The organism is Streptomyces sp. NPDC090119, from assembly GCF_044747085.1.
Taxonomy (GTDB): domain Bacteria; phylum Actinomycetota; class Actinomycetes; order Streptomycetales; family Streptomycetaceae; genus Streptomyces.
The window spans coordinates 311375-335901 of sequence record NZ_JBIVDK010000006.1 but is presented as its reverse complement, the minus strand read 5'-3'; the positions used below and the strand labels follow the sequence as shown (position 1 = coordinate 335901).

Genomic DNA, 24527 nt, shown 5'->3' with positions numbered 1-24527 from the left:
ACAGTGCCGACCTACCAGTACCAGTGCAAGGACTGCGGCGAGGGCCTCGAGGCGGTGCAGAAGTTCACCGACGACGCCCTGACCGAGTGCCCCAGCTGCGGTGGCCCCTTGAAGAAGGTGTTCTCCGCGGTCGGCATTGTCTTCAAGGGCTCCGGCTTCTACCGCAACGATTCACGCGGTGCGTCGTCGAGCAGCAGCCCGGCCGCGAAGCCGTCCTCGTCGTCCTCGGACTCGAAGTCGTCGTCTTCGTCGTCCACCTCGTCTTCGTCGTCGTCTTCTTCGACGTCGTCCTCGGCCGGCTCCGCCGCCTGAGCCCCCTGCTTTCCCGGACCCTGCCGTCATCCGACGGCGGGGTCTTCGGCATGGGTGCGCGCAGGTGTCCTTGGTGACCGGTTCCGGGGGGCCGTTAGGGTGCTGGGCATGGCGAACGCAGAGATCGGCGTAATCGGCGGCTCGGGCTTCTACTCGTTCCTGGACGACGTGACCGAGGTCCGGGTGGACACCCCTTACGGGGCGCCCTCCGACTCCGTCTTCGTGGGCGAGGTCGCGGGGCGCCGGGTGGCCTTCCTGCCCCGGCACGGACGCGGTCATCACCTTCCGCCGCACCGCATCAACTACCGGGCCAACCTGTGGGCGCTGCGTTCGCTGGGCGTCCGCCAGGTTCTCGGGCCGTGCGCGGTGGGCGGGCTGCGGCCGGAGTACGGGCCGGGCACGCTACTGGTGCCGGACCAGATGGTCGACCGCACCAAGGCGCGGCAGCAGACCTTCTTCGACGGACTCCCGCTGCCGGACGGCACGATGCCCAACGTGGTGCATGTGTCGCTGGCCGACCCGTACTGCCCGACCGGGCGGAGCATCGCGCTGAAGGCGGCCCGGGCGCGGGACTGGACCCCGGTCGACGGCGGCACGCTGGTCGTGGTGGAGGGGCCACGCTTCTCCACCCGCGCCGAGTCGCTGTGGCATCAGGCGCAGGGCTGGTCGGTGGTGGGCATGACCGGGCATCCCGAGGCGGCGCTCGCCCGTGAGCTGGAGCTCTGCTACACCTCGTTGACCCTGGTCACCGACCTCGACGCGGGTGCGGAGACCGGCGAGGGCGTGTCCCACGACGAGGTGCTGCGGGTCTTCGCGGCCAACGTGGACCGGCTGCGGGGCGTGCTCTTCGACGCGGTGGCCGCGCTGCCCGCCACGGGAGAGCGGGACTGTCTGTGCGTGAACGCGCTCGGGGGGATGGACCCGGGGATCGCGCTGCCGTGAGGCGGGTGTGGCGGGTGCGGCGGGTGCGGCGGGTGAGGTGGATGCGGCGGGTGCGGCGGGGTACCGCGGTGCGGGTTTCCTCGTCCGGGTGACGGAGTTTTCCACAACCGGTCGGTGGTCCACAGGCTCCGGCGGGGTCGGGCGGGACGGGTCATCGTGGGGACCGCAAGCCGTTCCCCTCGTCGCAGGTGGTGATCCACATGTCCGTGAACCCGAACACCGTCCCCGCTTTCCGTGTGCCACGTCCGCTGGGAACCGACGCCCCGGCCACCCGTGAGGTCCCTTCCTTCCCACCCGTGCGGGTGCGGGGCGGCGGCCGCCAAGCGGGGCGGCTGGCGCGGCACCGGGGCCGGGCGGTCGCGGCGGGGCTGGCCGTGACGGCGGCGGCGCTGGTCGCGGCCGGTCCCCGCTCCCTGTCCGGCACCACCCCGCCCGCCGAGCGGCCCCGAGGACACCCGGCCGCCGATCCGGTACGGCGGCACGGGCCGGGCGAGCTGGTCCGGGCCCCGGTCCGTATCGCCGACGCGGCCGCAGTGCGGCTGCTGCGCCCCGGCGACCGGGTGGACGTGGTCGCGGCCGAGGAGCGCTCGGCGGGTGGCGGCGCGGCGCGGGTGCTGGCGCGTGGGGCGCGGGTGGTCCGGCTGCCGGAGCCGCTGGAGCGGGCCAGCGGGGACGCGTCGGCGGCGGGTGCGGGCACGGGTGAGGGAAGCGTCACTGACGCGGCCGACGGGGCACTCGTCGTACTGGCGGTGCCGCGGGCCACGGCGGCGCGGCTGGTGGGCGCGAATCCCATGGCCAGGCTGGCGGTGACGCTGTGGTGAGCCGTGTCGGCCACAGGGCCGCAGGCATGCGGTCAAGTCGCTCGATCGAGCGACGGGATTGGACAGGGTGGCCGCACCTTGGCATAGGTTGCGGAACGCTCTGTTCCCCAGTCTGTGTACATGACGAGGAGACTCACCGAGGTGAACGCGAAGAAGGAAGCGGTCAGCATCCTGGACGGCTTCAAGGCCTTCCTGATGCGTGGCAACGTCATCGACCTGGCGGTCGCGGTGGTCATCGGTGCCGCCTTCACCAGCATCGTGACCGCGGTGGTGAAGGGCGTCATCAACCCGCTGGTCGGCGCGATCGGCACGAAGAACCTGGACCACTACAGCGTCTGTGTGAAGGGCTCCTGCAAGCCGGGCTCGGACGGCGTGGAGATCCTCTGGGGCTCGGTGGCCGGGGCGGCGCTGAACTTCCTGATCACCGCGGCGGTCGTGTACTTCCTGATGGTCATGCCGATGTCGAAGTACCTGGCCCGGCAGGAGGCCCGCAAGCAGGCCCGCACGGGCAAGTCCGAGCCGGAGCCGAACCCCGTCACCGAGCTGGAGGTCCTCCAGGACATCCGCGACCTGCTCATCTCCCAGCGCACCGGCACCGTGGACGGCGTGGTCAAGCAGCAGCGCCCGGCCGGGCCGGACGTGCGCTAGACCGTTCAGAGGTGGTGGGGCGGCTTCTCGTCGAGGAAGCGCCTGAGGTCCGCGGCGCTGTCCCCGGCAGGACGCTCGCCCCACCCCCGGTCGGTGTCGTCCGAGGACTGCTGGTTCAGCGGGTCGTCGAAGACGAGCGCGGCCTTGGGGTCGCGCGGCTCGGGTGCGGGGGCGTCACTCATGCCTCCAGGGTACGGTCCGCCGCCTGGAGTCCGTTGATCCACGAATTCCGCCACTGCTTCGGCCCGGGCCCCGAGCCGGGCGGCTCCTGCCGGACGGAGACTCCGCGCACGGCCGCCGTCGGCCGACCGGGGCGGTGGGCGAGACTGCCCGTATGACGACGGCTGGCGCGTTGACGGATGTAGGTGGGGTTCGGGTCGGGCATGCGGGGCGGTGGGGCGACGGGTGGCTCAGCGGGGTGAGCGTGGTGCTCGCGCCGGAGGGCGGGGCCGTGGCCGCCGTGGATGTGCGGGGCGGTGGCCCCGGCACCAAGGAGACCGACGCGCTGGACCCGCGCAATGTCGTGCGGAAAGTGGACGCGGTCGTGCTCGCCGGGGGCAGCGCCTACGGGCTGGACGCGGCGTCCGGGGTGATGGCGTGGCTGGAGGAGCGGGGCCGGGGGGTGCGGGTGGGGCCCGAGGCGGGGCATGTGGTGCCGGTCGTTCCGGCGGCCTGTCTCTTCGATCTGGGGCGCGGTGGGGACTTCAGGGCCCGTCCCGGCGCGGAGCTGGGGCGGGCCGCGGTGGAGGCGGCTGCCGCGAGCGCGCCGGGGGCGCCGGTCGGTGAGGGGTCCGTGGGGGCCGGGACCGGGGCGGTCGCGGGGTGCCTCAAGGGCGGGGTGGGTACGGCGAGCGCGGTGCTCGAATCGGGGGTCACCGTGGGCGCGCTGGTGGTGGTGAACTCCGCCGGGTCCGTGCTGGACGCCGAAACGGGCGTGCTGTACGGGGAGTTGTTCGACGGGCCGGTGGCGTATCCGGCGCCGGAGGTGCGGGAGGCCGCACGACGGTGGCTGGCCGAGGTCGCCGCGCGGAACGCGCCGCCCCCGCTGAACACCACGCTCGCGGTGGTGGCCACCGACGCGGACCTCTCCAAGGCGCAGGCGCAGAAGCTGGCGGGCACCTCGCACGACGGCATCGCGCGTGCCGTCCGCCCCGTGCACCTGCTGCACGACGGCGACACGGTGTTCGCCCTGGCCACCGGAGCCCGCCTGCTGGACGCCGCGCCGACCGCGCTGAACGAGATCCTGGCCGTCGGCGCGGACCTGGTGACCCGCGCCGTCACCCGCGCCGTACGCGCCGCGCAGCCGGTGTCGGTGCCGGGCGGGGCGTGGCCGTCGTACGAGGAGTTGTACGGGGGGAGGTAGGGGAGGAAGAGGCGTAAGGGGGTGGAAAAGCCTTGACTGCTAAGGCATTTCGGCCGCCGATCGGGAACTCTCCGGCCACGGCCCGCGTTTACTTCAGTACGTTTCTCGGTTCCCGGACACGATGTCCGACCGAGGGGCTACGGTATGCACCCACCAGGTGACATGCAGCGACGCCGGGAGACACCTTGAGCGTTCCGTACGAGACGGCGGAGTACGAGTCCGCCGAGTCGCCCGAGTCTCCGGAGGAGCACCTCGCGCGACTGCTCGGCCGTGCCCTGAACTCGTTCGAGCTGCCCGACGAGGTGCTCAGAGAGCTGGACTGCGCGCTGGCGCACGACAGTTCGCTGCACTCCGCGCACCACAGCGCGGGCCTGCACCGGGAGACGTACCGGCACACCTGGCTGCTCGCGGACGGCTCGGCGGTCACCCTGTGGGAGCTGGCGCACAACACCGCGCCGGGCGCGGAGGCGCAGCACGAGGTGTACCTCGACGAGGAGGAGCTGCACACCGCCTCGGCCCGGCTGGCGCTGCCGTACGACACCTCGGACTTCGAGCTGCCGGTGCTGACCGAGCTGGGGGCGGTGCCCGAGCCCCGGCACGCGTATGTGGAGGACAACTCCCCCGACCACGCCCGTAGGTTGCTGCGCCGGGCGGAGAACCCGGACGGCCCCGGCGCGGAGCTGGCGGCGCTGCTGGAGACGGCTGCGGGGCACGAGATCACCCAGGCGTTCGGCCGCCCCGGCCGGACCGCGCGGGCCGGGGTGAGCTTCGCGTTGTACGAGCACGCGTTCCTGCTGCGGGACGGCCGGGAGATCTCCCTGTGGGAGGTCGAGCACACCGCCACCCCGGACGGCCGCCACATGTGCGAGGTGTACACCACCGTGGACGCGGCCCGTGACGCCATGGAGCATCGCGCGGCCCGGCACGGCTGACGGCCCCTGACGCACGGTTTCCCCCCGGCGGGTTCGCCGGGGGGACACCAGGGCACATCAGGGCACATCAGGGCCGAGGATCTCAGGCGGCCACCGGCTGCTTGTTCCCCTTCTCCCCCGCCGCCGCGCCCTCCGCCGAACCGGCGGCCGGGGTGCCCTGGGCGGGCTTGCGCATGCCCTTGAGGACGACCACCAGCGCGGTGCTGACGCAGACGCCCGCGGCGATGGCGATGAGGTAGAGGAACGGGTTGCCGATCAGCGGGACCACGAAGATGCCGCCGTGCGGGGCGCGCAGCGTGGCGTCGAACATCATCGACAGCGCGCCGGTGACCGCGCCGCCCGCCATCGCGGACGGGATGACCCGCAGCGGGTCGGCCGCGGCGAACGGGATGGCGCCCTCGGAGATGAAGGAGGCGCCCAGTACCCAGGCGGCCTTGCCGTTCTCCCGCTCGGCCGGGGTGAAGAGCTTGCCGCGCACCGTCGTGGCCAGGGCCATCGCCAGCGGCGGGACCATTCCGGCGGCCATCACCGCGGCCATGATCTTCATCGCGGAGTCACTGGGGCTGGCGACGGCGATGCCGGCGGTGGCGAAGGTGTACGCCACCTTGTTGACCGGGCCGCCCAGGTCGAAGCACATCATCAGGCCGAGGAGCGCGCCGAGCAGGACGGCGTTGGTGCCGGTGAGGCCGTTCAGCCAGTCGGTCATGCCCTTCTGCGCGGCGGCGATCGGCTTGCCGATCACCACGAACATCAGGAAGCCGACGACCGCCGAGGAGATCAGCGGGATCACCACCACCGGCATGATGCCGCGCAGCGCCGCCGGTATGTTCACCCGCTGGATCGCCAGCACCACGCCACCGGCGATCAGACCGGCCGCGAGGCCGCCGAGGAAGCCCGCGTTGATGCTGAGCGAGATCGCGCCGCCGACGAAGCCGGGCACGAGGCCGGGCCGGTCGGCCATGCCGTAGGCGATGTATCCGGCGAGCACCGGGACGAGGAAGTTGAACGCCATGCCGCCGATCTGGAACAGCAGCGCGCCCCAGCTGTCCGCCTGGGTCCACACGAAGTGGTCCATGACGGAGGGCGCCTTGTTCACCGTCCAGCCGCCGATGGCGAAGCCCACGGCGATGAGCAGACCGCCCGCGGCGACGAACGGCACCATGTAACTGACGCCGGACATCAGCCACTTGCGGAGCTTGGTGCCGTAGCCCTCGGTGGAGTCGCCCGCGCGGTCCACGGGGGTGGTGGCCGCGCCCGCCGGGGCGGTCCGCTCGCCGCGTTCCGCCTTGGCGCGGACCTCGGAGATGAGTGCGGCGGGGCGGTTGATGCCCGCCTTCACGCCGACGTCCACGGTGGGCTTGCCCGCGAAGCGGTCCTTGTCGCGCACCGGCACGTCGTGGGCGAAGACCACACCGTCCGCCGCCTCGATCACCGCCGGGTCGAGCCGGGTGAAGCCCGTCGAGCCCTGCGTCTCCACGGTCACCTCGACGCCCGCCTCGCGGCCCGCCTTCTCCAGCGACTCGGCGGCCATGTACGTGTGGGCGATGCCGGTGGGGCAGGAGGTGACGGCGACGATACGGAACGGACGCTCGGCCGGGGCCTCGGGCTCGGGGGTCTCCGGGGTCGTACTGCCCGCCGCGGCGCCTGCGGAGGCCGCCGCAGGCGCCGCGGCGGTGTCCATGGTCTCCCCGGCCGTCGCGCCCGCCGCGGCCTCCGCCGGAGTCACGTCTCCCCGGACCAGCGCCGCCGCCGTGTCGGCGTCGGAGACCGCCCGCAGCGCGTCGGTGAACTCGGAGTTCATCAGCTGGCGGGCCAGCGAGGAGAGGATCGTGAGGTGGGCGTCGTCGGCCCCGGCCGGGGCCGCGATCAGGAAGATCAGGTCGGCCGGGCCGTCCGGCGCGCCGAAGTCGATCCCGGCGGCGCTGCGCCCGAAGGCGAGCGTCGGCTCGGTGACGTGCTCGCTGCGGCAGTGCGGGATGCCGATGCCGCCGTCGAGACCGGTCGGCATCTGGGCCTCACGGGCGGCCACGTCGGCGAGGAAGCCGTCCAGGTCGGTCACCCGCCCCTGGCCGACCATGCGTTCGGCGAGGGCACGCGCCGCCGCTTCCTTGCTCTCGGCGGACAGGTCGAGGTCGACCAGGTCCGCGGTGATCATCTCGCTCATCGCGGGCTCCTTTGCTCGCGTATCGCCCTGCCGCACAGGTCGGGCGTGACGGGGATGTGAGGGGAAAAGGGGTTGGCGGGCAGGCCGTTCATGACACCGGCTCCGTGAGCACCCGGTCGACCGGTACGTCCGAGGTGACCGTGACCGAGGCCAGGTCCAGATCGGCGGGCGTCGGCATCACGCTGCCCGGCAGTTGGACGGCGGCCGCTCCGTGCGCCACGGCGGAGGCGAGGGCCTCGGGCCCGCTGCCCCCGGCGATCAGGAACCCGGCGAGGGAGGAGTCCCCCGCGCCGACGTTGCTGCGGACGGCGGCCACGCGGGCGGTGCCGAACCAGGCGCCCTCGTCCTGCACCAGCAGCTGCCCGTCGGCGCCCAGGCTGGCCAGCACCGCGCGGGCGCCCATCGCCCGCAGCTCCTCGGCGGCCTTCACCGCGTCGCCCACGGTGGCCAGCGGGCGGCCGACGGCGGCGGACAGTTCCTCGGCGTTGGGCTTGACCACGTCGGGCCGGGCGCGCAGCGCCTGGAGCAGGGCCGGTCCCGAGGTGTCCAGGGCGATACGGGCGCCGCCGGAGTGGGCGCGGGCGACGACATCGGCGTACCAGGACGGGGCGAGGCCCAGCGGGAGGCTGCCGCAGCAGGCGATCCAGTCGGCGTCGGCCGAGTGGGTGCGCACCGTGTCGAGGAGCGACTCCTCCTCGGCGGCGGTCAGTTCCGGGCCGGGCGCGTTGATCTTCGTCAGGACGCCGTCCGCCTCCGCGAGCGCGATGTTGGAGCGGGTGGCCCCGGCGACGGGCACGGGGGCGACCTCGATGCCCTGCGCGTCGAGCAGTTCGGCGATGAGGGCGCCGGGCGCGCCGCCGAGGGGCAGCACCGCCAGGGTCCGTCGGCCCGCCGCGGCGACCGCGCGGGAGACGTTGACGCCCTTGCCGCCGGGGTCCATGCGCTCGCCGGAGGCGCGGATGACCTCGCCGCGCTCCAGGGCGGGGACCTCGTAGGTGCGGTCCAGGGACGGGTTGGGGGTGACGGTGAGGATCATGCGCGTACTACTTCCGTGCCGCCGCGCTCGATGACGGCCGCGTCTTCGGGGCTGAGCCCGCTGTCGGTGATCAGCACGTCCACGTCGCCGAGGTCGCCGAAGCGGGCGAAGTGCTCCTGGCCGTGCTTGGCGGAGTCGGCGAGCAGGACGACCCGGCGGGCGGCGGCGACGGCCGCGCGCTTGACGGCGGCCTCGGCGAGGTCGGGGGTGGTCAGACCGTGCTCGGCGGAGAAGCCGTTGGCGGCGACGAAGGCCACGTCGGCGCGGATCTCGCCGTAGGCGCGCAGGGCCCAGGCGTCGACGGCGGCGCGGGTGCGGGTGCGGACGCGGCCGCCGACCAGGTGGAGCTGGAGGCCGGGGTGGTCGGCGAGGCGGGCGGCGATCGGCAGGCTGTGGGTGACGGCGGTGAGCGTCGCCTCCAGCGGGATCGCGGCGGCCAGCCGAGCCACGGTGGTGCCCGCGTCGAGGATGACCGTGCCGTCGACGGGGAGTTCCGCGAGGGCCGCCTTGGCGATGCGGTCCTTCTCGTCGGCGGCGGTGGACTCGCGCTCGGTGAGGTCGGGCTCGAAGTCGAGGCGGCCGGCCGGGATGGCGCCGCCGTGCACCCGGCGGAGCAGGCCCGCGCGGTCGAGGGTCTTCAGGTCGCGGCGGATGGTCTCCGCCGTCACCTGGAACACCTCGGCCAGCGACAGCACGTCCACCCGGCCGCCGTCACGGGCGAGCCGGAGGATCTCCTGCTGGCGCTCCGGTCCGTACATGTCCGCCTGCCTCCGCAGCCTTCGTCCACCGCCCCGGCTCATGCCCGAACGTGTGGTTTCACTGCGAGGCTACGCCCGAGTTTCCGGAAAGTAAACGGGTTCGGGCTTCATTCGGACATGAACGGACCTTCAGCAGGTCGCACTCTCAGACGTGCAGCAGCTCCCGCTCCTCCACCGGCTCGCCCCCGCCCTCCACCTGCTGTGCCGGACGCTTCGGGAGCGCCGCCATCAGCAGGAAGATCAGGCCCATGACCCCGGCCACCCACCACAGCGCGTGCTGGAAGGCGTTCACGAAGGCCGGGCCGACCTGCGCCGGAGCCAGCCGGTCGGCGATCTGCCCGAAGAAGACGACGGACACCAGGCCGAGCCCGAGCGCGTTGCCCATCTGCTGCACGGTGTTGAGCAGGCCGGAGGCCGAACCGGCGTGCTCGCGCGGCACCTCGGACAGGATCGCGTCGGTCAGCGGAGCCACGATCAGGCCCATGCCGAGGCCCATCACGACCAGCGGGAGCGCCATCTGCCAGGAGGCGATGGCCGTGCCGTACCGGTCGGACTCCCAGATGTAGAGGAGCACGCCGAGCCCCATCGTCAGGGCACCGGCCTGGAGCACCTTGCGGCCGAAGCGCGGCACGAGGAACTGCACCGACAGCGCTGCGGCCGTCGACACCGCCAGCGAGAAGGGCACCCCGGTCAGCCCGGCGCGCAGCACGCTCCAGCCGAGGCCGATCTGCATGTACAGCGTCCAGACCAGGAAGAAGACACCGAGCGCGACCCCGAACACGGTCTGCACCGCGATCCCGGCGGCGAAGCTGCGCACCCGGAACAGGGACAGCTCGACCAGCGGGGAGCCGTCACGGGCCGCCTTGCGCCGCTCGTACCAGACCAGCGCGGCGAAGACGGGCAGCGAGCCCGCCATCATCAGGTGTCCCCAGAGCGGCCAGCCCAGCTCGCGGCCCCGGGTGAGCGGGTAGAGCAGCATCAGCAGACCCAGGGTGACCAGGGCGACGCCGACGAGGTCCAGCTTGAGGGCGCGGGGCGCGCGGGACTCGGTGATGTAGCGGCGGCCGAGCAGTACGGCGGCGATGCCGACGGGCAGGTTGATCAGGAAGATGGGCCGCCACTCCAGGCCGAACAGGTTCCACTCGGTGAGCAGGGCGCCGAGCAGCGGGCCGGAGACCGCGCCGAGGCCGACGACCCCGCCGAACAGGCCGAACACCTTGCCGCGCTCATGGGCGGGGAAGGTGGCGTGCACGATGGACAGCACCTGCGGGACCATCATCGCGGCCATCGCGCCCTGCAGGACGCGGGCCGCGACCAGCATCGCCGGGTCGACGGCGAAGCCGCACAGCGCCGAGGCGAGGGTGAAGCCGCCGACGCCGAGCAGGAACAGCCGCCTGCGGCCGTGGATGTCGCCGAGCCGCCCGCCGGTGATGAGACCGGCCGCGAACGCCAGCGCGTACCCCGCGGTGATCCACTGGATCTGGCCGAAGGAGGCGCCCTCGTCCCGCTGGATGGAGGGGATGGCTATGTTCACGATCGTCACGTCGACGAGGTCCATGAAGGCCGCGGTCATCACGATGGCGAGCGCGATCCAGCGGCGCCGGTCCGCGCCGGAGGTCTGTTCCGTTGAGGTCATGTACTCCACGCTAGTGACCCAGTAGGACAGAACATGACCTAGATGTGCGGCATGCTCGGGCGCATGACGACGGACACCCCGGCTCGGCTGCTGACGCTCCTGTCCCTCCTCCAGACTCCGCGCGAATGGCCCGGCGGCGAGCTGGCCGGCCGCCTCGGGGTGTCCCGGCGTACGGTCCGGCGCGACATCGACCGGCTGCGTGAGCTGGGCTATCCGGTGCAGGCCAGCAAGGGCGCGGAGGGCGGGTACCGGCTGGTCGCGGGCAAGGCAATGCCGCCGCTGGTGCTGGACGACGAGGAGGCCGTCGCCATCGCGGTCGGGCTGCGCGCGGGTGCCGGGCACGCGGTGGAGGGGGTAGACGAGGCTTCGGTGCGGGCGCTGGCCAAGCTGGAGCAGGTGCTCCCGGCCCGGCTGCGCCGCCAGGTGGCCACGCTCCAGGCCGCGACCACCCCGCTGACCAGCGGCGACGGCCCGACCATCGCGCCGGAGACGCTGACCGTGATGGCATCCACCATCGCCGGTCACGAGCGGCTCCGGTTCGCCTACCGCGCCGGGGACGGCAGCGACTCGCGCCGCCTGACCGAGCCGCACCGGCTGGTGTCCACCGGGCGGCGCTGGTACCTCGTCGCCTACGACCTCGACCGGGAGGACTGGCGCACCTTCCGGGTGGACCGGGTCGGGGAGCCCTTCGCCACCGGCGCCCGCTTCACCCCGCGGGAACTCCCCACCGGCGACGCGGCGGAGTACCTGCGCCGCTCGATCCGGGGCCGCAACGAGACCTGGGAGTTCACCGTCCGCTTCGCGGCCCCGGCCGAGCAGGTCGCCGCCCGCCTCCCCCACTGGTTCGGCACCCCCGAACCGGACGGCCCCGACCACTGCCTGCTGCACGGCACCACCGGCGACCCGGCTCAGTGGCTGGCGGTCCGGCTGGCGATGACGGGGCACGAGTTCACGGTGCGGGCTCCCGACGTCCTGGCCGAGACCGTACGGGAGTTGGGGGAGCGGCTGCTCCGGGCGGTCCCTCAGCCCTGAGGAACGACCGCTCCGGGCGGTCCCTCAGCCCTGAGGGGCCTCCCAGGCGAAGTCGCCCAGGGCCACCAGGTTGCCGACGGCCAGTGCGGCGGGGCCCGCCGGGCCGGTGGGCGGGGCCTCGGTGAGGGCCCAGGTCTCCACGGCGACGCGTACGGCCGCGCCCGCGACCGCGGCGGCGAAGCGGAGGTGGGGGGTGGCGGCCTCGGCAACGTTGTCGGAGCCGTCGGCATCGTCGGCGGCCGGGGTCAGCCGCGCCGCCAGCGCCTCCGCGAGTTCCGTCTCCGACGCCTGGCAGACCTCCGCCCAGACCTTGCGCAGGGCCGGGCTGGTGTGCGCCATGCGGATGAGGGTGCGGGCCCATTCCCAGGCGGACGCGGAGACGCCGACACCAGGGGCGAGGGTGCGGTCGACGGCGTGCCGGAGTGCCTCGGGGAGGGTGAGGTGGTCCGGGGCCGCGCGGACGGCCTCGGTCCAGAGCTGGGCGCCGGTCGCGTACAGCGGGGCCACCGCCTCCTCCTTGGAGGCGAAGTAGCGGTAGAAGGTGCGCGGTGCGATGCCCGCCGCGTGGGCGATGTCCTCGGCGCGGGTGGCCCGCAGGCCCTGCCGGACGAAGAGGGTCGCGGCGGCGCGGGCGATCTCCATGCGGGTCTCGGCCTTGCGGCGTTCGGTGAGGGAGACCGCCGGGGAGGCCGGAAAGGAACGCCTTCGGGCGGTGGTGCCGGTGTTGCCGGTGTTACGGGTGGTACGGGAGGTGCTCACCTCGGCAGGCTATGCCCCTGTGGCAGAATCTGCCATTCGGCGGGTCACCCCGTGGTTCAGGTGCGGGGTGGCCCGCTGTGCCATGTCCGCACCCGGGCTCCCACCAGCAGAAAGACGCCGGGCCCCGGCGCCGGGGGGGGTGGCGCCGGGGCCCGGCCGGAAGTCCCGACGTCGGGGGGGGTGTGACGTCGGAACTGGTCGGTGGCCGCCCGGCTGTCGGGCGGCGGTCCGGTGGAGCGACCGCGGCGGTGGGGACGCCGCGACCGTACGACTGCGAAACACGGTGGGAGTGCGGCCCCCGGAGCGTCTACTCCCGGGCCCGCAAGGGTTGTTCCCCGGCCCCGAGGCGTTGAAGCGACGGGACCGCGCCATGTTCGCGCCGTCTTCCGCCACTCGCACGCCCCCGGACGAGCCGGTCGCGCACCGGGTGCCGCTCATTCACCCGGCGCCGACCGTACCGTGCGGCGAGGTACGCCCACCGCACGCCCACTCCCCCCGGGGGTCCTACGCCGCCGCGTCGAACCCCGTGTCGCGGGCCAGCTTCTTCAGTTCCAGCAGTGCGTGCTTCTCGATCTGGCGGATGCGCTCGCGGGTCAGTCCGTGCTCCTTGCCGACCTCGGTGAGGGTCCGCTCGCGGCCGTCCTCGATGCCGTACCGCATCTTGATGATCGAGGCGGTGCGCTCGTCCAGGCGGCCGATCAGGTCGTCCAGCTCCTCGCGGCGCAGCAGGCTCAGCACCGACTGCTCGGGGGAGACCGCGGAGGTGTCCTCCAGCAGGTCGCCGAACTGGGTCTCGCCCTCATCGTCCACCGGCATGTTCAGCGAGACCGGGTCACGGGACCAGTCGAGCACGTCCGTCACCCGCTCCGGGGTGGAGGCCAGCTCGGCGGCGATCTCGGTCGGCTCCGGGTCCCGGCCGTGCTCCCGGTTGAACTCGCGCTGGACGCGGCGGATACGGCCCAGCTCCTCCACCAGGTGGACGGGGAGCCGGATGGTGCGGGACTGGTCGGCTATGGAGCGGGTGATGGCCTGGCGGATCCACCAGGTCGCGTACGTGGAGAACTTGAAGCCCTTGCGGTAGTCGAACTTCTCCACCGCGCGCACCAGGCCCGCGTTCCCCTCCTGGATGAGGTCGAGCAGGGGCAGGCCGCTGCGCGGGTAGCGCCGGGCCACGGCCACGACCAGACGGAGGTTGGAGCGGATGAAGACGTCCTTGGCCCGCTCGCTCTCGTCGAACAGCACCTGAAGCTCCTCGCGGGAAGCCTCGGCGATGGTCTCCTCCTGGCCGTCGAGGACCTGACGCGCGAACACGCCCGCCTCGATCGTCTGGGACAGCTCGACCTCCTTGGCGGCGTCGAGCAGGGGCGTACGCGCGATCTCTTCGAGGTACATGCCGACCAGGTCGCGGTCGGCGATCTCGCCGCCGCGCACGCGGACGCTGCTTGTCGAGTCGGCCGTCTGTCCCCCAGAGCCCGGAGCCTGGGAGGTGCCCCCATTGGCGGACTTACGACGGGCGACGGCGCGGGTTGCCATGCGTGCTCCCTTGCGGTGGTGGCTGGCAGGTGGTCCTGGCGAACGCTCGGCACTCCGGACCCTCCCTCGGGACTCTCCTCGGGTGCCCTGCATCCGTGGGAAACAACGACTGGAATCCGGACAGAATTCCCAACCCGCCCCCCGATTTTTCTGATCATGCAGTACCCTGTCGGGCCACGCAGGGAGGTGCGATGCCGTCCAGCCGTACAGAGGTGCAGGTCAGGCCGGGTTCCGAGGCCGATCTGGACGCCCTCACGACGCTGTACAACCACTACGTCCGTGAGACGGCGATCACATTCGACACGGCGGTTCTCACCCCGATGGAGCGCCGCCCGTGGCTGCTCTCCCACCCGGAAGACGGCCCGCACCGCCTGTTGGTTGCCACGGACGCCGGGTCGGCGGAGATCCTGGGGTACGCCACCTCCGGCCCGCACCGCCCGAAGGCCGCGTATGCCACCTCGGTGGAGACCTCGGTCTACCTGGCCCCGGACGCGACCGGCCGGGGCGTGGGCAGCCTCCTCTACGGAGCCCTCTTCACGGCGCTGGCCGAGGAGGACGTGCACCGCGCCTACGCCGGGATCACGCAACCCAACGAGGCGTCGACCCGGCTGCACGAGCGCTTCGGCTTCCGGCACCTGGGCACGTTCGGCGAGGTCGGCCGCAAGTTCGGGCGGTACTGGGACGTGGCCTGGTACCAGAAGGACCTGACGGCCGACTGAGCCGCGGGGCCGGTTTCGGCCGAATGTCAGCCGAACTGGACCGACCGCTTGGCCAGCCCCATCCAGAAGCCGTCGATGACCGACCGGTGCGCGTCCGCGCCGGCCGCGCCGAGCGTGACGAACAGTGGCGCGAAATGTTCGGTGCGGGGGTGGGCGAGCTTCCCGGCGGGGGCCTTGGTCTCGAAGTCCAGCAGCGCGTCCCAGTCACCGGCGTCCAGCGCGGCCCGGCCCCAGTCGTCGAACTCGGTGGACCAGCCCGGCACCCCCTCGCGGTGCCGGAGCGCGGCCAGGTTGTGGGTGAAGAACCCGGAGCCGACGATCAGCACACCCTCGTCACGCAGCGGCGCGAGCTTCCGGCCGAGATCCATCAGGCGGGTCGGGTCGAGGGTGGGCAGGGAGATCTGGAGGACCGGGATGTCGGCCTCGGGGAACATCTCGACGAGCGGGACGTAGGCGCCGTGGTCCAGGCCCCGGTCGGGCACGTCCTGGACGGGGACGCCGGGGGCGCGCAGCAGCTTGCGTACGGAATCGGCCAGTCCGGGGGCGCCGGGGGCGTCGTAGCGTACGCGGTAGTAGTGCTCGGGGAAGCCCCAGAAGTCGTACACCAGCGGGGCGGTGTACGTGGCGCCGAGGGCGAGGGGGGCCTCTTCCCAGTGGGCGGAGACCATCAGGATCGCCTTGGGGCGGGGCAGCCCGGCGGACCAGGCGGCGAGCTGGCCGGGCCAGACGGGGTCGTCGGCGAGCGGCGGGGCGCCATGACTGAGATAGAGGGCGGGCATGCGGTCCGGAGCGGAGTGCTCGGCGGTGTCGGTCATGACGGCTCCTTCCACGACGGGGCGCGCAGCTTTGCTTTAACTCTCAAGCATTACTCGGTCAGATTACGCCCGACTAGTTCAAGTTTCAAGAAGGTGGCTCGTACAGTGGGAGACATGAACTCGGCATCCACCCCGGCAACGGCGCCGGAACCCGGACACCGCTGGCTCACCGACGAGGAGCAGCGGGTCTGGCGGGCGTACCTCCACGCGACCACCCTGCTGGAGGACCACCTAGACCGGCAGCTCCAGCGCGACGCGGGCATGCCGCACATCTACTACGGGCTGCTCGTCGGCCTCGCCGAGGCACCGCGCCGAAGACTGCGGATGACCGAGCTGGCCCGGAAGTCGAAGATCACCCGCTCCCGGCTCTCGCACGCCGTCGCCCGGCTGGAGAAGAGCGGCTGGGTGCGCCGCGAGGACTGCCCCTCGGACAAGCGCGGCCAGTTCGCGGTGCTCACCGAGGAGGGTGCCGAGGTGCTGCGCCGCACCGCGCCGGGCCATGTCACCGCCGTGCGGCAGGCGCTGTTCGAGCGGCTGAGCCCCGCACAGCAGAAGGCCCTCGGCGAGATCATGGAGATCGTCGCCGAGGGCCTTCAGCCGAGCGAGGCGGGTGCGGACCTGCCCTGGCTCCGCTGAGCCGCCGCACGGGTCGGTGCGCTAGTGCGCGACCACCGGCACCGGGATCTCGTCCTCGACGCCGTCGCCGGAGGCCATCTTCACGGCACCCGGCTTACCGGCGTTGACCATGGTGAACGCGATCAGCGAGGCGACCGCCAGGATGCCGACGGCGAACCAGATGGCCGAGCTGTACCCGTGCACCATGGCCTGCAGCTTGACCAGCTGCTGCTGGGGCACCGCGGTCGCGGACGCGATGTGGTCCTTGACGTACGAGGTGGTCGCGGACGCGGCGATGGTGTTCAGCAGGGCGGTGCCGATCGCGCCGCCGACCTGCTGCGAGGTGTTGACCATCGCGGAGGCGACACCGGCGTCCCGGGGCTCGACGCCCTGGGTCGCCAGCGACATCGCGGGCATGAACGCCGTACCCATGCCGAGGCCGAGCAGCACCATCGCGGGCAGCAGCAGCGCCGCGTAGGAGGAGCCGACCTCCAGCTGGGTCAGGAGCAGCATGCCGAGCGCGGCGAGCGCGAAGCCGGGACCCATCAGCAGCCGGGCCGGGACCCGGATCATCAGACGGGCGCCGATCTGGGTGGAGCCGGTGATCATGCCCGCGACCATCGGCAGGAACGCGAAGCCGGTCTTGACCGGGGAGTAGCCCTTCACGATCTGGAGGTAGTAGGTCAGGAAGAGGAACAGGCCGAACATGCCGATGATGGCGAGGCCCAGCGAGAGGTAGATACCGCCCCGGCTGCGGTCGGCGACCACGCGCAGCGGCAGCAGCGGCGCCTTGACCCGCTGCTCGACCAGCACGAACGCCAGCAGCAGCACCACGGAGGCGACGAACATCGAGATGGTGAGCGCGTCGCTCCAGCCGTCGGACTCGGCGCGGGTGAAGCCGTACACCAGGGCGACCAGGCCGAGCGTGGACAGGAACACGCCGGGGATGTCGAGCGGCGAGCGGTTGCGGCCGCCCTCGGGCTCCCGGATCACGAACCAGGCACCGGCCGCGGCCACGATGGCGAAGGGCACGTTGACGAAGAAGGTCCAGCGCCAGTCGAGGTACTCGGTGAGGAAGCCGCCGAGGATCAGGCCGACGGCGCCGCCGCCGCCCGCGATGGCGCCGTAGATGCCGAACGCCTTGGCGCGCTCCTTGGCGTCGGTGAACATCACGGCCAGCAGGGAGAGCGCGGCCGGGGCGAGCAGGGCGCCGAAGACACCCTGGAGGGCGCGGGCGCCGAACATCATCACGCCGGTGGTGGCGGCGCCGCCGAGCGCGGAGGCCGCGGCGAAACCGGCCAGGCCGAGCAGGAAGGCGCGCTTGCGACCCCACAGGTCGGCGATGCGGCCGCCGAAGAGCAGCAGACCGCCGAAGGCGAGGGCGTAGGCGGTGACGACCCACTGCCGGTTGCCGTCGGATATGCCCAGGTCCTGCTGGGCGGAGGGCAGCGCGATGTTCACGATGGTGGCGTCGAGGACGACCATCAGCTGGGCCAGCGCGATGAAGACGAGCGCCTTCCAGCGGTTGGCGTCGCCGCCGGGCGCGACGGCCGCGGGCGGCCTGGTGACTGTTTCGGACATGGGGGTACCCCGTTCGGGACTTCGGTCGGACGTGTCGGACATGCGGGGCACGGTCGTACGGCGTCGCGTACGCGCACAGGGCGTGCGGGGCCCCACCGGCTCGCCCTCGTCGGCGGCCGGGTGGCTTTCGGGTGGCTCCGGGGCGCGGGCCCGGCGGAGCGGCTGGTCTGGGTCGGTCAGGTCAGGACTGGCGGAGATCCTCCATGGTCACGGCCGTACCGGGCAGGACGGAGCGGGCCGGGGCCCGCAGCCCGTCGAGGAAGAGCTGGAGATGGCGGTGGACGAACCGGTCGGTGGCGAGGCACGCCGTACCGGCCGGGGGCCGGCCGAGCTGCGCGGCGGCGAGCATCAGGTCACCGACACCGACGTCGGTACGGAGCTGCCCGGCCGCCTTGGCGCGGTCCATGACCTCGGCGATCAGGGCCTCTCCCCGCTCGCGGGCCGCCTCCAGGTCGGGATGGTGGTGGTCGAAGCCGTTGGAGACCATCGGGCACAGCGCCCCGATCCGCTCGTCAGCGGCGGTGTGCACGAAGCGCTCCAGTGCGGCGAAGGCGTCGCCGGTCTCGGCCAGGGCGCACGTCGCGGCCTCGGCCGTACGGTCCATGACGGAGCACAGGACCTCCCGGACCAGGGCGTCCCGGTCGGGAAAGTTGCGGTACAGGGTGGCGTTGCCGACGCCCGCGCGGCGGGCGATCTCGTCCAGCGGCACCTGGGGGCCGTGCTCGACGAACATCTCCCGTGCGGCGGTGATGATCCGCTCCCGGTTGCGGAGCGCGTCGGCACGGGGCCGGGGCGACGCCCTGCGGGCGGAGGGTGCGGTGCGCACGGCGGACACGGCGGGCTCCCCATCTGTACGGGTCGGAACGGAGGACGGTGATCGTCCGTCGATCCGGGGAGATGCTCCCCGTTTCGCGCGGACACAGGTCTAAACGGGGAGACCCTCCCCGCTTATTTCCCGTCCCGAAAGAATTGCCTGTGACCTGGGTCACACCTGGCCCGGCGCGGCGCTCTTCCGCCCCCGGCCCGGCGATTCACCTCAACGGTAGGCGATTCACACCCACTCCTGCCGAAATCCCACGATCGGTCTCCCCCAGCGCGCGAGCCCGGCCCCGGCGACACAGGGTGAGCCCAAGGGCGCAGCCGGGACACGGGGGCTGCCGTGGAGCGGGAGGTCCATGCATGCAGCCGCAGTCGCCCCGCCGCATACGCTCGCGCCGGATACGCCCGCGCCGCGCTGCCGCCCTCGCCTCGGTGACCGCGCTGACCTTCGCGGTCAGCACCTCGGCCGGGTCCGGACAGCTCACGGCGCGCACCACCGCCGGGCCGGACGGGCTGATACGCACGGCCGCCCTGGCCCCCTGCATGATCCAGGGAGCGTCCGAGGTCCAGATGACCGAGGGCTTCCCCACCTCCACCGGCTACTCCCGCTCCACCGGCACGGTCCACGCCCTGACCCTGATGGTCGACTTCTCGGACACCCCCGGCGAGGGGAAGGCGATGGACCGCTTCCACGAGTTCTTCCCGAAGACCGAGGAATGGTTCGCCAAGGCGTCGTACGGCCGCCTCGACTACCGCGCCGAGACCCCGATCACCTCCTGGCTGCGGATGCCGAAGCCGTTCAAGGACTACGGCATAGAGCGCGGCGCCCCCTTCGACCCCGGCTACCGGGACCTGGTCCGGGACATCGTCTCCGCCGCCGACCCGGACGTGGACTTCCGCTCGTACGACCTGCTGAACGTGCTGGTCACCCCCAACGCGGGCCCCTCGGCCCTGGACACGGTGCTCTCCGTGACCTTCGCGGGCAACGGCGAGGCCCCGATCGCCGACGGCACTCCGGTCGCCAACGCCTCCTTCGTCTACTCCCGCCAGGACGACGGCTCCGGCGCGTACGCGGACACGGGGTACCGGGTGCTGCCGCACGAGAACGGGCACACCTTCGGGCTGCCGGACCTGTACACGCAGGAGGGGGGCAGCGCGGTCGGGCACTGGGACATCATGAGCGAGGACTGGGGGGCCAACAACGACCTGCTGGGCTGGCACAAGTGGAAGCTGGGCTGGCTGCCCGCGTCCCAGGTCAGCTGCGCGACCGCCGCGGGCAGCGCGGACTACACCCTCTCCCCGCTCTCCCAGAAGTCCGGGGAGAAGCTGGTCATGGTCCCGCTGGACAACCGCACCGCCTACGCGCTGGAGCTGCGCACGGAGGGCGGCAACGACGAGTCCGTCTGCAAGCCCGGCATCCTCGTCTACAAGGTCGACGCCTCCGTCGACACCGGCCGCGGCCCCATCACCGTCTACGACGCCCACCGCGACAGCGGCGGCTGCACCCGCAGCCCCAACGTCCACGCCGAACTCTCCGACGCCCCCTTCTCCCCCGGAGAAACCTTCAAGGACCCCAAGGCGGGCATCACGATCCACGTGGCGAGCGCGGGTCTGGACGGCAAGTACCGGGTACGGGTGACGCGCACGCACGCGGCCAAGGGCACGACGGCGGCGGCGGGGCCGGTGCGGCCGGGGCACGGCTGACCCGGACCGTTCGCCGCGGCGGGGCCGCTTCGCCCAAGTCACGGCTGACCTCCGCTCCTTCGCCGCCCCGGCCCCACTCGCCCACCACCCCACCCCCGATCCGCTACCCTGTCAGGGGCAGCCACCGGGTGGCAGCCACACCCCGCCTTCGTAGCTCAGGGGATAGAGCACCGCTCTCCTAAAGCGGGTGTCGCAGGTTCGAATCCTGCCGGGGGCACAACGCGTCAGCGCTCTGGCCGCCTACTTGGCGCATCCTCCCGTGGTCGACGAGCTGCTGTCCCGTGCCCAGGTGGGCACGGTGCCGGTCCTCACAGCGGGTTCGCTGAAAGGACTGCAGGTGGTGCTGCCCGATCTGCGCGAGCAGCAGCTGATGGCCGGCGCGCTGAGTGAAGTGGGACTGCAGATGGAGATCCAGCACCGCATACTGGCGCGCCTCGATGCCGTCAGGCAGGGGTTGTTCACGCAGATGCTGGGGGACGAGTTCCCGGGCACACCCCTCTCACGGCCGACCGGCGCGCTGCCCGAACGCAGGGCCCCCAGAACCCGCCGTACGAACCGGATGTCGTAGCCAGACCATAACCTGGGCCAGTTGTCACAGGACGCATGCCCTGTGGGACGTGAAGTAAGAGGAGACCCGAGTGGCACAGCTCACGCTGCCGCAATTGGAACGGCATCTGTACGCGGCTGCGGACATCCTGCGCGGCAAGATGGATGCGGCGCAGTACCAGGACTACATCTTCGGAATGCTTTTCCTGAAGCGCGCCTCGGACCAGTTCGACGTGGCACAGGCCGCACTGGTCAAGAGACTCGTCGAGGAAGGGAAGAACCAGGAGCAGGCCGAGCGGATCTCCGAGGCCCGTGGCGCCTACAAGGCGCACGAGTTCTACGTTCCGCAGGAGTCCCGCTGGTCCACGATCGTCGGTAAATCCCGGACCGAACCGGCCGAGGCACTGAACGTGGCGCTGGCCCAGCTGGAGAACCACAACGTCCAAGCACTCGACGGGGTCCTCTCCTACATCAGCTTCACCGAGTCCCGCGGTGGTAACACCAAGCTGACCAAGCCGGTCATCCAGCAGCTCATCGACCACTTCAGTGAGTACCGGCTCAGCAACGACGACTTCGAGTTCCCCGACCTCCTGGGGCACGCCTACGAGTACCTGATCGGTGAGTTCGCCGACGAGGGCGGCAAGAAGGGTGGCCAGTTCTACACACCGCGCTCCGTCATCCGCATGATGAATCAGCTGGTCAAACCGCAGCCAGGCATGTCCGTCTACGACCCGTGCTGCGGTTCGGCCGGCATGCTGATCCTCGCCAAGGAGTACGTACAGGACCACGGCGGTGACGAGTCACACCTGTCGGTCTACGGACAGGAAGACAACGGCAGCGCCTGGGCCATGGCCCGGATGAACCTGCTGATGCACGGCGTCGCCGACGGCGTCATCCACCACGGCGACAGCCTCGCCGACCCGCAGCACGTACAAGGCGGACAGCTCCAGCGCTTCGATCGCATCCTCACCAACCCGCCGTTCGCGCAGAACTACCAGCGGACAGGGATGAAATACGCCGAGCGCATGGGGTACGGCTGGACTCCCGAGTCGGGCAAAAAGGCCGACCTCATGTTCATCCAGCACGTACTGGCCGTGCTGGAAGCGGACGGCATCGCGGCTTCCGTCATGCCGCACGGGGTGCTGTTCCGGGGCGGGGAAGAGCAGAAGATCCGCAAGCAGATCATCGAAGAGGGACGCTTGGAGGCCGTCATCGGCATCGGCCCCAACGTCTTCTACGGCACCGGAATCCCGGCGTGCATCCTCGTCCTGCGCGGCCGTGACGGCGTACCGGAGGGGCGGCGCGACGGAGTGCTCTTCATCAACGCCGACCGGGAGATCACCGCCGGGCGCACGCAGAACCTGCTGGAGGCCCAGCACGCGGAGAAGATCGTCTCGGCGTACGAAGGCTGGAAGGAGATCCCCGGGTTCGCTCGGGTCGTGGAGTTCGCCGAGCTGGCGAAGAACGACTACAACCTCAACATCCGCCGCTACGTGGACAACACGCCCCCGCCCGAGCCGCAGGACGTGCGGGCGCACCTGTACGGAGGCGTGCCCAGAAGTGAGGTCGCGGCACGCAGGGCACAGTTCGAGGCATTCGGCATCGAGCCCGAGGGAGCGCTCTTCCGGCCACGGGGCGGCGATCCGGACTACCTCGATTTCCTGGGGGAGGGATACAAGGCGACGGCAGCGCAAATCCCCGGGCTCGCGCAGGAACGAGAAGTCGTCCTCGGGCGGGCGTTCCACACATGGTGGGCCGAACACCGTGAGCAGCTCGCGAAGCTGCCCGTGCATCAGCAGAAGTCGCAGACGCGTGAGGAGTTGCTCACCACCTTCGTGGCGGCGCTGAAGCCCGTGGGCGTGCTGGACAGGCACCAGTTGGCGGGTGCGGTCGCCGCATGGTGGTTCGACGCCAAGAACGACCTCGACGTGCTGATGGCGAAAAACTTCAAGGGCTTGATCGACGGCTGGGTCCGCAGCATCGCCTCGGCCTTCGAGGAGCCCTCGGCCAAGGCCGACGCAAAGACCAAGGCCCGCTACCGGGCAGCGATGCGCAAGGCCCGCGAGCACCGGCTGGTCCCGGAGCTGATCCCGGCATATGTGAAGCAGCTGGAGACGGCAGAAGCACTGGTCGCGAAGCTGGACGCGGAAGTGAAGGCGGGCTCCCCTCCGAAGAAGACGTCCAAAGCGGGCGAGGGAGACGGGGAGGACGACGGCAACGAGGAAGAGCTCGACCTGTCCCAGGTCCTGCCTCCCAAGGAACTGTCCGCGCTGAAGAAGAAGCAGCGGGAGGCAAAGCTCGAACTCGCCACGATTAAAGCTTCGTTCGTGAAGGAGCTGCGTGGTGCGGCGGAACAGCTGACCCCCACGCAGGCGCAGGAGGTCGTCCTCGGCTTCCTGAACGCGGACCTCAACGCCCGCATGACCCGCTTCGTCACCACCGACCGACGGGTTCTGGTGGACGCCTTCCGCAACTGGGGCGAGAAGTACGCGGTGACGCTGGCGGACTTGGAGCAGGAACGTGAGGCATCGGCCAAGCGGCTGCGAGGATACTTGGAGGAGCTGGGCTATGCGTGACGGCTGGAAGCGAGTTGCTTTGGGAGAGGTCACTCGAGAGTCGAGCATTCGGGTAGGTGACCTCGAGGACGAGGCGGTAGTTCTCTCGTCTACGAAGCATCACGGCCTTGTCCGGTCGGACGAGTACTTCAAAAACCGCCAGATCCACAGCGATGACATCTCGGGATACAAGCTGGTCCGAAGAGGATGGTTCGCGTACGCGACGAATCATCTTACGGAAGGTTCCATTGGTCTACAGGAGATCGCCGATATCGCATGCGTCAGCCCGATCTACACAGTCTTCTCATGTGCGCCAGAAATTGATGCAAACTTCATGTATCGCGTCCTCAAGAGCGACGCGATGTTGGCTTCATATGGGGTGCATGACCAGGCTTCTGTAGACCGGCGGGGCGCTGTTCGGTACAGGGATTTCAAGAAGATTGAGGTCAACCTCCCACCGTTGGCGGAACAACGCCGGATCGCCGAGATCCTCGACGAGGTCGACACGCAGATCGAGCGGGAAAGCGCAATCGCCGCGAAGGAGTCTTTGGCCTCCCGTGGGCACGTTGCAATTCTACTGGATCAGGCAATTTCGGCAGCCATGAACTGGTCATCCATTGGCGACGAATTCGCCATCCAAGCAGGTGTGACCATAGGGCCAGATCGGGCACCCGCGTCTGCTCCACATGGATATCTCAGAGTGGCAAATGTCCAAAAAGGATTCATCGAATCCTCGGATATCGCCAAACTCGAGATCCGCGACGGCGACCTGCCGCGCTGGGGATTGCGATGCGATGACCTTCTCGTAGTGGAAGGCCACGCGAGCCCGCAGGAGATTGGACGCTGCGCACGCGTTGAGAAAAATCTTGAAGGTCTCCTTTATCAGAATCACTTGTTTCGCCTGAGGGCACTTTCAATGATTCCTGCATTTGGTGAAATCTGGCTTAATTCTCGCCACGCTCGTTCATACTGGCTTAAAATGTGCTCCACTAGCTCTGGTCTTCATACGATCAACTCTAAAATGCTGAATGGCATGCCGATCCCCGCAATTTCCGAGGAATGGCAAAAAAGAATCGTGACGACAGAACAGGTGTGTGTGCAATCGAGAGAGCGGACCTTGGGCAAGATTGAGAAGCTTGAAAGCTTCAAGCGTGCCCTCGTGGACGACCTCCTGACCGGCAAGGTCCGCGTACCCACCCCCGCGTAGCCCCCACTGCGCCAGCAACTCCGCACCACC

General features: G+C 71.0%; 23 protein-coding genes and 1 tRNA gene. 14 read left to right on the top strand and 10 right to left on the bottom strand.

Features of this window, described 5'->3' with window-relative positions:
- The first annotated feature begins 3 nt into the window (after positions 1-3).
- The 4 genes from ACIPPM_RS26265 (at position 4) to mscL (ending at position 2723) form a co-directional block, all read left to right on the top strand.
- A complete protein-coding gene (locus ACIPPM_RS26265; RefSeq protein ID WP_401452196.1) occupies positions 4-312 on the top strand; it encodes an FmdB family zinc ribbon protein in 309 nt (102 codons plus the stop codon).
- A 108-nt stretch (positions 313-420) separates the two neighbouring features.
- Entirely contained in the window at positions 421-1254 is an 834-nt protein-coding gene (locus ACIPPM_RS26260; RefSeq protein ID WP_401452194.1) for an S-methyl-5'-thioadenosine phosphorylase, read from the top strand.
- Between the two features lie 200 nt (positions 1255-1454).
- Complete coding sequence (locus tag ACIPPM_RS26255) at positions 1455-2075, top strand: RcpC/CpaB family pilus assembly protein (RefSeq protein WP_401452192.1); 621 nt, start codon at positions 1455-1457, stop codon at positions 2073-2075.
- Between the two features lie 120 nt (positions 2076-2195).
- Complete coding sequence (mscL, locus tag ACIPPM_RS26250) at positions 2196-2723, top strand: large conductance mechanosensitive channel protein MscL (protein ID WP_401452190.1); 528 nt, start codon at positions 2196-2198, stop codon at positions 2721-2723.
- Between the two features lie 5 nt (positions 2724-2728).
- Here the strand turns inward: mscL and ACIPPM_RS26245 are convergent, their stop codons facing one another.
- Entirely contained in the window at positions 2729-2905 is a 177-nt protein-coding gene (locus tag ACIPPM_RS26245; RefSeq protein ID WP_086695572.1) for a hypothetical protein, read from the bottom strand.
- A 152-nt stretch (positions 2906-3057) separates the two neighbouring features.
- On the opposite strand from ACIPPM_RS26245, the gene ACIPPM_RS26240 reads away from it, so the two are divergent.
- Both ACIPPM_RS26240 and ACIPPM_RS26235 read left to right on the top strand, forming a co-directional pair.
- Entirely contained in the window at positions 3058-4086 is a 1029-nt protein-coding gene (locus tag ACIPPM_RS26240; protein WP_401452188.1) for a P1 family peptidase, read from the top strand.
- Positions 4087-4271: 185 nt separating this feature from the next.
- Positions 4272-5018 carry a DUF6227 family protein gene (locus ACIPPM_RS26235; protein ID WP_401452186.1) on the top strand — a complete coding sequence of 249 codons (747 nt, stop codon included), beginning with the start codon at positions 4272-4274 and terminating at the stop codon, positions 5016-5018.
- Positions 5019-5100: 82 nt separating this feature from the next.
- Here the strand turns inward: ACIPPM_RS26235 and ACIPPM_RS26230 are convergent, their stop codons facing one another.
- The 4 genes from ACIPPM_RS26230 to ACIPPM_RS26215 all read right to left on the bottom strand — a co-directional run bounded on the left by ACIPPM_RS26230 (position 5101) and on the right by ACIPPM_RS26215 (position 10612).
- Complete coding sequence (locus ACIPPM_RS26230; RefSeq protein WP_401452184.1) at positions 5101-7182, bottom strand: fructose-specific PTS transporter subunit EIIC; 2082 nt, start codon at positions 7180-7182, stop codon at positions 5101-5103.
- 88 nt (positions 7183-7270) lie between these two features.
- A complete protein-coding gene (pfkB, locus tag ACIPPM_RS26225) occupies positions 7271-8218 on the bottom strand; it encodes a 1-phosphofructokinase (protein WP_401452182.1) in 948 nt (315 codons plus the stop codon).
- Positions 8215-8976, bottom strand: coding sequence for a DeoR/GlpR family DNA-binding transcription regulator (locus ACIPPM_RS26220; protein WP_401452180.1), 762 nt, complete (start codon positions 8974-8976; stop codon positions 8215-8217). Before ACIPPM_RS26220 ends, pfkB begins: the two co-directional genes overlap by 4 nt.
- 145 nt (positions 8977-9121) lie before the next feature.
- Complete coding sequence (locus ACIPPM_RS26215; protein WP_401452178.1) at positions 9122-10612, bottom strand: MFS transporter; 1491 nt, start codon at positions 10610-10612, stop codon at positions 9122-9124.
- Positions 10613-10675: 63 nt separating this feature from the next.
- Between ACIPPM_RS26215 and ACIPPM_RS26210 the strand changes: the two genes are divergently transcribed.
- A complete protein-coding gene (locus ACIPPM_RS26210) occupies positions 10676-11644 on the top strand; it encodes a helix-turn-helix transcriptional regulator (protein WP_401452176.1) in 969 nt (322 codons plus the stop codon).
- 24 nt (positions 11645-11668) lie between these two features.
- Here ACIPPM_RS26210 and ACIPPM_RS26205 read toward each other — a convergent pair whose 3' ends face one another.
- On the bottom strand, positions 11669-12286 hold the full coding sequence (locus ACIPPM_RS26205) for a TetR/AcrR family transcriptional regulator (protein ID WP_401452485.1): 618 nt from the start codon (positions 12284-12286) through the stop codon (positions 11669-11671).
- 621 nt (positions 12287-12907) lie between these two features.
- The gene (locus tag ACIPPM_RS26200; RefSeq protein WP_401452175.1) at positions 12908-13936 is read right to left on the bottom strand and encodes an RNA polymerase sigma factor RpoD/SigA; all 1029 of its coding nucleotides are present in this window, start codon (positions 13934-13936) and stop codon (positions 12908-12910) included.
- 191 nt (positions 13937-14127) lie between these two features.
- Between ACIPPM_RS26200 and ACIPPM_RS26195 the strand changes: the two genes are divergently transcribed.
- Positions 14128-14655: a GNAT family N-acetyltransferase gene (locus ACIPPM_RS26195; protein ID WP_401452174.1), complete on the top strand. Its 528-nt coding sequence runs from the start codon at positions 14128-14130 to the stop codon at positions 14653-14655.
- 26 nt (positions 14656-14681) lie between these two features.
- Here the strand turns inward: ACIPPM_RS26195 and ACIPPM_RS26190 are convergent, their stop codons facing one another.
- On the bottom strand, positions 14682-15470 hold the full coding sequence (locus ACIPPM_RS26190; RefSeq protein WP_401452172.1) for a dioxygenase: 789 nt from the start codon (positions 15468-15470) through the stop codon (positions 14682-14684).
- A 114-nt stretch (positions 15471-15584) separates the two neighbouring features.
- Between ACIPPM_RS26190 and ACIPPM_RS26185 the strand changes: the two genes are divergently transcribed.
- On the top strand, positions 15585-16106 hold the full coding sequence (locus ACIPPM_RS26185) for a MarR family winged helix-turn-helix transcriptional regulator (protein ID WP_401452170.1): 522 nt from the start codon (positions 15585-15587) through the stop codon (positions 16104-16106).
- Between the two features lie 21 nt (positions 16107-16127).
- On the opposite strand, the gene ACIPPM_RS26180 is transcribed toward ACIPPM_RS26185, so the two are convergent.
- Both ACIPPM_RS26180 and ACIPPM_RS26175 read right to left on the bottom strand, forming a co-directional pair.
- Positions 16128-17666: an MFS transporter gene (locus tag ACIPPM_RS26180; RefSeq protein WP_401452168.1), complete on the bottom strand. Its 1539-nt coding sequence runs from the start codon at positions 17664-17666 to the stop codon at positions 16128-16130.
- A gap of 181 nt (positions 17667-17847) precedes the next feature.
- Positions 17848-18492: a TetR/AcrR family transcriptional regulator gene (locus ACIPPM_RS26175; protein WP_401452483.1), complete on the bottom strand. Its 645-nt coding sequence runs from the start codon at positions 18490-18492 to the stop codon at positions 17848-17850.
- 353 nt (positions 18493-18845) lie between these two features.
- On the opposite strand from ACIPPM_RS26175, the gene ACIPPM_RS26170 reads away from it, so the two are divergent.
- The 5 genes from ACIPPM_RS26170 (at position 18846) to ACIPPM_RS26150 (ending at position 24497) form a co-directional block, all read left to right on the top strand.
- Positions 18846-20189: a M6 family metalloprotease domain-containing protein gene (locus tag ACIPPM_RS26170; RefSeq protein ID WP_401452166.1), complete on the top strand. Its 1344-nt coding sequence runs from the start codon at positions 18846-18848 to the stop codon at positions 20187-20189.
- A gap of 144 nt (positions 20190-20333) precedes the next feature.
- Positions 20334-20406 (top strand) — tRNA-Arg (locus ACIPPM_RS26165).
- Positions 20407-20448: 42 nt separating this feature from the next.
- The gene (locus tag ACIPPM_RS26160; protein WP_401452164.1) at positions 20449-20757 is read left to right on the top strand and encodes a hypothetical protein; all 309 of its coding nucleotides are present in this window, start codon (positions 20449-20451) and stop codon (positions 20755-20757) included.
- 70 nt (positions 20758-20827) lie between these two features.
- Entirely contained in the window at positions 20828-23311 is a 2484-nt protein-coding gene (locus ACIPPM_RS26155; RefSeq protein ID WP_401452162.1) for an N-6 DNA methylase, read from the top strand.
- A complete protein-coding gene (locus ACIPPM_RS26150) occupies positions 23304-24497 on the top strand; it encodes a restriction endonuclease subunit S (RefSeq protein WP_401452160.1) in 1194 nt (397 codons plus the stop codon). Before ACIPPM_RS26155 ends, ACIPPM_RS26150 begins: the two co-directional genes overlap by 8 nt.
- Positions 24498-24527: the final 30 nt, after the last annotated feature.